Here is a 543-nt window from a genome sequence, read left to right as displayed (position 1 = left end):
ACAAACACTTAGCTTTTTGCCTCGTTTATTGGTCACGCTGGTGGTACTCATTGCCGCAGGTCCATTCATGATGCAAAAGATCATCGATTTCTCAGAGCGTCTCATTCACAACATTCCAGTGCTGATAGGCTAGCAATGGTTTTTACAGATGCGCAAATAGGGGCTTGGGTGGCTGCATGGTTATGGCCGCTGTTCAGAATTGCGAGTTTCTTTATGGTGATTCCGGTCATCGGCACGCAGTTAGTTCCGATGCGCGTTCGTGTTGGTTTAGCATTCGTCGTAACGTTGCTTGTTGCTCCTTTGCTTCCACCTGTTCCTGAAATTGAACCCTTATCTTTTACTGCGATGTATGTGACCTTGCAGCAAATTTTTATCGGTACCTTAATGGGCTTAATGTTTGTGTTTTTGATGCAGCTGTTTGTTGCTGCAGGTCAGATGATCGCCATGCAGATGGGCCTAGGTTTTGCGTCGATGATCGATCCGAGTAACGGGGTAAATGTCCCAATCCTATCTCAGATATTTTTAGTTTGCGTGACGCTTATC

The 543-nt window shown here is 45.7% G+C and carries 2 protein-coding genes; both read left to right on the top strand.

All coding sequences use genetic code 11. The annotated features are described in order from the left end of the window. On the top strand, positions 1 to 133 hold a 133-nt coding region (locus tag A3762_RS28630), incomplete at its 5' end, for a flagellar biosynthetic protein FliQ (RefSeq protein ID WP_197469453.1). Between the two features lie 2 nt (positions 134 to 135). Further along, positions 136 to 543, top strand: a 408-nt coding sequence (locus A3762_RS20600) for a flagellar biosynthetic protein FliR (protein WP_197469452.1), incomplete at its 3' end; no start/stop codon positions are given.

This window comes from Oleiphilus sp. HI0125 (assembly GCF_001635355.1).
This window is presented reverse-complemented; position numbering and strand designations above follow the sequence as displayed.